4 protein-coding genes are annotated in these 6,000 nt (G+C 58.6%); all 4 read right to left on the reverse strand.

The annotated features are described in order from the left end of the window. Positions 1-95: 95 nt before the first annotated feature. On the reverse strand, positions 96-545 hold the full coding sequence (gene ndk / locus GFC01_RS13890; RefSeq protein WP_152947771.1) for a nucleoside-diphosphate kinase: 450 nt from the start codon (positions 543-545) through the stop codon (positions 96-98). 181 nt (positions 546-726) lie between these two features. Beyond that, positions 727-2,556 (reverse strand): ATP-dependent zinc metalloprotease FtsH, encoded by a 1,830-nt coding sequence (gene ftsH, locus GFC01_RS13895; RefSeq protein WP_152947772.1) that lies wholly within the window; start codon positions 2,554-2,556, stop codon positions 727-729. Positions 2,557-2,632: 76 nt separating this feature from the next. Beyond that, positions 2,633-4,060 (reverse strand): tRNA lysidine(34) synthetase TilS, encoded by a 1,428-nt coding sequence (tilS, locus tag GFC01_RS13900; RefSeq protein ID WP_152947773.1) that lies wholly within the window; start codon positions 4,058-4,060, stop codon positions 2,633-2,635. Between the two features lie 215 nt (positions 4,061-4,275). Next, positions 4,276-6,000, reverse strand: a 1,725-nt coding sequence (spoIIE, locus tag GFC01_RS13905) for a stage II sporulation protein E (RefSeq protein ID WP_152947774.1), incomplete at its 5' end; no start/stop codon positions are given.

The following is a 6,000-nucleotide window of genomic DNA, read 5'->3' on the forward strand; positions in this document are numbered from 1 at the left end:
TATCAGAGAATTCCTGCTATAACAAAACTTTTTGTGTGTTCAAAAGTCACGTATACTGGACACAAAAAGGCAGCCCGCCAACGGGCTGCCCCGTTTTATTCATAAATCCAGCGGTCCACGTCCCGCTGGTAATTCACCAGTTCTTCGGGACGGAAAAAGAGGTTTATTTCCCTTTCCGCACTGGTGGGGGAATCGGAACCATGCACCACATTGCGGCCGATATCCATGCCGTAGGTGGCCCGGATGGTGCCCGGGGCTGCCTTTAATGGATTGGTGGCCCCCATCATTTCCCTGACCGTACCCACGGCATCCTTACCCTCCAGGACCATGGCCACCACCGGGCCGGAGGTGATGTAATTCACCAGGGGGCCGAAAAAGGGTTTGTCCCGGTGTTCACCATAGTGGCTTTCCGCCAGTTCCCTGGGAATACGCATCATTTTCAGGCCGATAATTTTCAAACCCTTTTTCTCAAAGCACGCAATAATGTTGCCCACCAGATTGCGCTGCACCCCGTCGGGTTTGACCATTACAAAAGTGCGCTCCAAAGATGCATCCTCTCCTCAGGTAAATTTTCAGGCTATATACAGGGAACAAGGTTCCCATAGACGGCTCCTGATAACAGTTCCTCAGGCAATTCCTGCGAAAATTTTTCTTCCATGGCAGTACCGCCAATTGGCGGCCGGTGGAACGTCGGAGCGGCCGTCCGCCGGGTTGACACCCCGGCCGCTAATTCCTGGTACTGTGCTCTTCCTCACCGGCCTGTTTCATCAATTGGGCAAATTCTTCCGCTTCCAGGGTCTCCTTGTCAAACAGGGTTTTGGCCACCAGGTGCAGGGTATCCATATGCTTGTTCAGTATTTCCTCGGCCCGGTGGTAACAGGTTTCAATAATCCGGCGCACTTCCTTATCGATGGCCGCAGCCACCTCTTCGCCGTAGTTGCGGTCCCGGGCCAGATCCCGCCCCAAAAAGACCGTTTCCTGTTTGCGTCCCAGGGTCATGGGACCCAGCTCATCGCTCATGCCGTACTCCATCACCATGCGACGCACAATTTCCGTGGCCCGTTCCAGATCGTTCTGGGCGCCGGTGCTGATTTCCTTCAACACCAGCGCTTCGGCCACCCGGCCGCCCAAAAGCATGGTCACCTGGTCTAAAAGCATGGACCGGGTCATGTAATAGCGGTCCTCCTTGGGCAGCAACAGCGTATAGCCACCGGCCCGGCCCCGGGGAATGATGGAAACCTTGTGTACCGGGTCCGTATTGGGCAACAGGTAACCCACCACCGCATGACCGGCTTCGTGATAGGATACCAGCTTCTTTTCCGGATCGCTGATCACCTTGGATTTTTTCTCGGGTCCGGCAATGACCCGTTCAATGGAGTTTTCCAGATCCTGCATGCCGATCATGTTTTTGTTCGAACGGGCGGCCAGCAGGGCCGCTTCGTTTACCAGGTTGGCCAGATCGGCACCGGTAAAGCCCGGTGTACGCCGGGCCAGCACATCCAGATCCACGTCGGGCGCCAGGGGCTTGCCCCGTACATGCACCTTCAGGATTTCCTTGCGTCCGACAATATCCGGAATATCCACCACCACCTGCCGGTCAAAGCGCCCAGGCCTCAAAAGGGCCGGGTCCAGGATGTCCGGGCGGTTGGTGGCGGCTATGATGATGATCCCCTCGTTGGGCGCAAACCCGTCCATTTCCACCAGCAGCTGGTTCAACGTCTGCTCCCGTTCGTCGTGACCGCCGCCCAGGCCGGCACCCCGCTGGCGGCCCACCGCATCGATTTCGTCGATAAAAACAATACAGGGGGAATTTTTCTTGGCCTGCTCAAACAGATCCCGTACCCGGGAGGCACCCACGCCAACGAACATTTCCACAAAGTCGGAACCGCTGATGCTGAAGAAGGGCACACCGGCCTCCCCGGCCACCGCCCGGGCCAGCAGGGTTTTACCCGTACCGGGCGGCCCGAAAAGAAGCACCCCTTTGGGAATGCGGGCACCCAGCTCGGTAAACTTTTTGGGATTCTTTAAGAATTCCACTATCTCTTCCAGCTCTTCCTTCACCTCGTCGGCGCCGGCCACGTCGGAAAAGGTAACCCGTCTTTTTTCGTCGGTGTGCAGCCGGGCGCGGCTTTTGCCGAAGGACATCACCCGGTTACCCCCGCCCTGGGTCTGCTGCATCATAAAGAAGAAGAGCAGCACAAAAATGAGGATGGGGAGAAGGCTGGTCAGAATGTTGGCCCACCATCCCGGGGAAGGCGGCTCCTCGTTTTTAATCTGCACCCCCTTTTCCATGAGCATGGTCAGCAGCTGGGAGTCGTTTTTCAGGCTCACCGCCTGAAAGGAAATTCCGTTTTTGGTTTTGCCCGTGATCAGGTTGGTATTTTGCCGGGCCTGGAGGGTCACTTCCTGGACCTGCCCCTGGTTCACCGCCCGGACAAACTCGTCGTAACGCCATTGTTCCACCGCACCACTGGTAGGTTGAGTATATTTGATCAGAACAATGATTACCAGCACTATGAGCAGGTAGATGGTTAAATTCTTCAGGACCTTGCTCAAAAAAGCCACTCCTCTCAAGCATGCCAATCACGTAACCCATGGGTTTAATTGTAACATATTTGCGGTCCTGTTTCAATTATCTCTGTTCAGTTGAACTTTCGTCGTCCCTCCCCTCCAGCATTTGCAAATAAAGACACCTTTTTGTATGGGGAGTGACCTTCCAGGGTTCACCGGGACGTAATCCACCCACCCAGACCACCTGATCCCCCGCCACCACCAGAGGGATTTCATCCCGCCTTTCCCGGGCCACCCCCCGGTCGATGAGAAATTTCTTCAATTTCATGCTCCCGGCCATGCCCAGGGGGTGAAAACGGTCCCCTTCCCGGCGCCGGCGCACCCGGAGGTCCCCGGGCAGGGAATCGTAGTCCAGCAATGCCTCGGCGGGGGACAGCCGGCGGGGATCCGGCGCTGCCGCGGAGGGAATCACCCGGGCCAGGATCCTTTGATCAGTCTCCGGAATACAGGTTACGCCCGGGACCACCAGCGGGTAACTGTAAAAGGGCACTGCCGGCCCGTTTTGGTCAAGCCATAAATAAAGCCGGGATTTCTGCCGCCGGGCCTTCACCCCTCCGGGAAGTTCCACCACCCGTCCCCCCACCGGGTTCTCCACCAGCAGCAGCAAGGCCTCCACCCGGAGAAAGGACAAATAGCCCCCTTCCCCCGCCAGGCAGGCGAAGGCCCGGCGCACCAAACGCCTGCGCAGGGCCACCGGGGCGGAAAGAAGGGCCGGTATGGACAGAACCAGGCGGTCTTCCCTTTCCTCCAGTAAAACGCGGGAATAAAGGCGGGCCGTTTCTTCTTCCAGGTAGGCGTCTTCCTCCCGGCAGATATGTCCCAGATGAACCATGGCATCCACCAGACCCGGATTGTATTTTTGTTCCAGCAGGGGGATCAGTTCCAAACGGATGCGGTTGCGGGTATATATGGTTTTTTTATTGGAAGCATCTTCCCGCACGGGCAACTGGTAACGCCGGCAGTAGGACTCTATCTCCCGGCGGCGCACATCCAGAAAAGGGCGGATATACCGGCCCCGCACCGGTGGAATCCCCTTTAAGCCGGACGGCCCCGCCCCCCGCAGAAAATTAAATAAAATGGTTTCCGCCTGGTCGTCGGCGTGGTGCCCCAGAGCCACCCGGCCGGCTCCCGTTTCCCCGGCCAGGCGCTCAAAAAAGCGGTACCTCACCCGGCGGGCCGCATCCTGGGCCGAAAGTCCGGTCCGGCGGCGGTAGGCGGGCACGTCAAATTCCTCCACATAAACGGGCAACCCCAGGCCCCGGGCGTATTCCTCCACCATGCGGGCGTCGGCCCGGGCCTCTTCTCCGCGAAAGAGGTGATTTAAATGGGCTACGGCCAGATTGAGGGAAAATTCCCGGCGCAATTGCCACAGGAAATGCAAAAGGGCCATGGAGTCGGGGCCGCCGGAAACGCCCACCAGGACCGTGTCTTTCGGATTGAGCATGTTAAACCGGGATATGAAAGCACGCACCCTTTCCTCAAAATCCATGCCCGCACCCCTTTAATCACTTCGTCTTAGTAAATTCCACAGCCATAAATATTTTCCTCCCCGCTGGAAAAAATACGGCCATGTATAAAACAAAAAAAGCCCCTGAAGCGGACCGGGGCATTTCTATGACGTTCTTCGTTGACGACCCCGGGAACCGGGCCGCCCGGCACTCACGGGATAAGCCATACCATTTGCCGACTGGTCAAGCCCGCCGGCTAAATCTTTTCCACCCGGGCCGCCACCACGGTCATGTCGTCCGGAATCCGGCATTCCCCCCCGGCCCCGGTCTGGGCCAGTTTCAGGAGCAGGGCGGCACAATCCCTGGGTGAAAAATCAGTCACCTCCCGCAATACGTCCACCACCCAGTCCTCCCGGTCCCCCGGCCCCCGGCAGGAATCCAGGATCCCGTCACTGACCATGACCAGCATATCTCCTGCGGCCAGCTTTCTGGTCACGGAAGCCACATCGATGTCTTTGATAATCCCCACGGGCAGGGAACTGGCCCGGATGACACTCACCCGGCGGCCCCGGACCAGAAAGGCGGGCGGGGCGCCGATCTTCACAAATTCAGCCTGTCCTTCCTTTAAATCCACCATGGTCATATCCAGGGTGGCAAAACTGTCTCCCGGGGAACGCAGGATCATGATGGAATTCACCGTCTTGATGGCCAGATGCCGGTCCAGGCCCGACTCCAGCAATCTCTGCAGCAGGGATACCGCCGTACCGCTTTCCAGGGCGGCCGCCGGGCCGCTGCCCATGCCGTCGCTCAGCACCAGGGCGCACTTGCCGTCCCGCAAGGGGATAAAGGCATAGCTGTCGCCGGAAACGGCACTGCCATTTTTGCCTGCGGCGGCCACGCCCACCGACAGGCGGTATTGCAGCCCGCCGTACAGGCGCAGCATACACAATTCCCCGGGTGAAGCGTGGGGACAGGCGGTAAAGGGCGCCGCAAAGGGTTCCCCCATTACCCGGGACACCATCCGGGAAAGAAGGGCCGGACATTCCGGATTCATTTCACAGGAATGCCGGGCCAGGAGGATCTCCTGCCGGCCGTCACCCGAACGGGAAAGGCGAACATCCATCACCGGAACGCCCGCACTCTTTAGCTTCTGCCTGAGCAGTTGCTCCGCACCGGCGGGGGCTTCCGCCGTGCTTTCCAGCTCCGCGGACAGGTTTTCGATCATTTCCGCCACACCCTTGAGCTGCTCGGAAACGATCTCCCGGCTTTCGGCCATCCGCTTCATCCAGTATTGATTGAGTTTATAGGCCTCATACATGCAGGTAACGGTAATGGCCAGCTCTTTAGGCCGGGAACAACGCCTTTTTAAAGCGTCGGGCAGATCGGCGGCGGTCACCTGGCCATAACTTTCCACCAGGGTAAAAAGATCCAGAATATCCTGGTAGGTGCGGTAAAAATCCCGCTCCCAGCAGGTGCGGTATAAACCACACCCCTGACACACTTTGCCGGCAATTTCATTGAACATGGACTGCAGCGCCGGGTCCTCCCGCTGTCCCGGTTCCACAGCCGCCGCATGGCCGAAACTGCGGGAAAGTTCCTCAAATACCCGGGACCAGTGGCGCATATGGCCGGCCACCACGGATCTCTCCCGGCCGGTGGTACGGGGCGCATCCTCCCCCGTATTGAAAACCACCCTGCCCAGGGACCTGTTCAGCAGGCCGATACAACTGCCGGGGATGAGCATGAAAAGGAGCACGGCCAGGCCGGTTTCGGCCAGCACCGCTCCCGGGTGGCCAAAATTGTTCAGGTAAACCGACAGGATGATATTGCCCATTAAAAAACCTATGGATACACCGGGACGGCCGAAGGTGCGGCACAATCCGGCCACCAGCCCGGCAAAGGAATGGGCGCCCACCAGAATGGGCACGGTGGTATAAACCAGGCCGGGAATGACCCCCACCACGGCACCCACCGCCGCACC

It is taken from the genome of Desulfofundulus thermobenzoicus (assembly GCF_009428905.1).
GTDB lineage: Bacteria > Bacillota > Desulfotomaculia > Desulfotomaculales > Desulfovirgulaceae > Desulfofundulus_A > Desulfofundulus_A thermobenzoicus.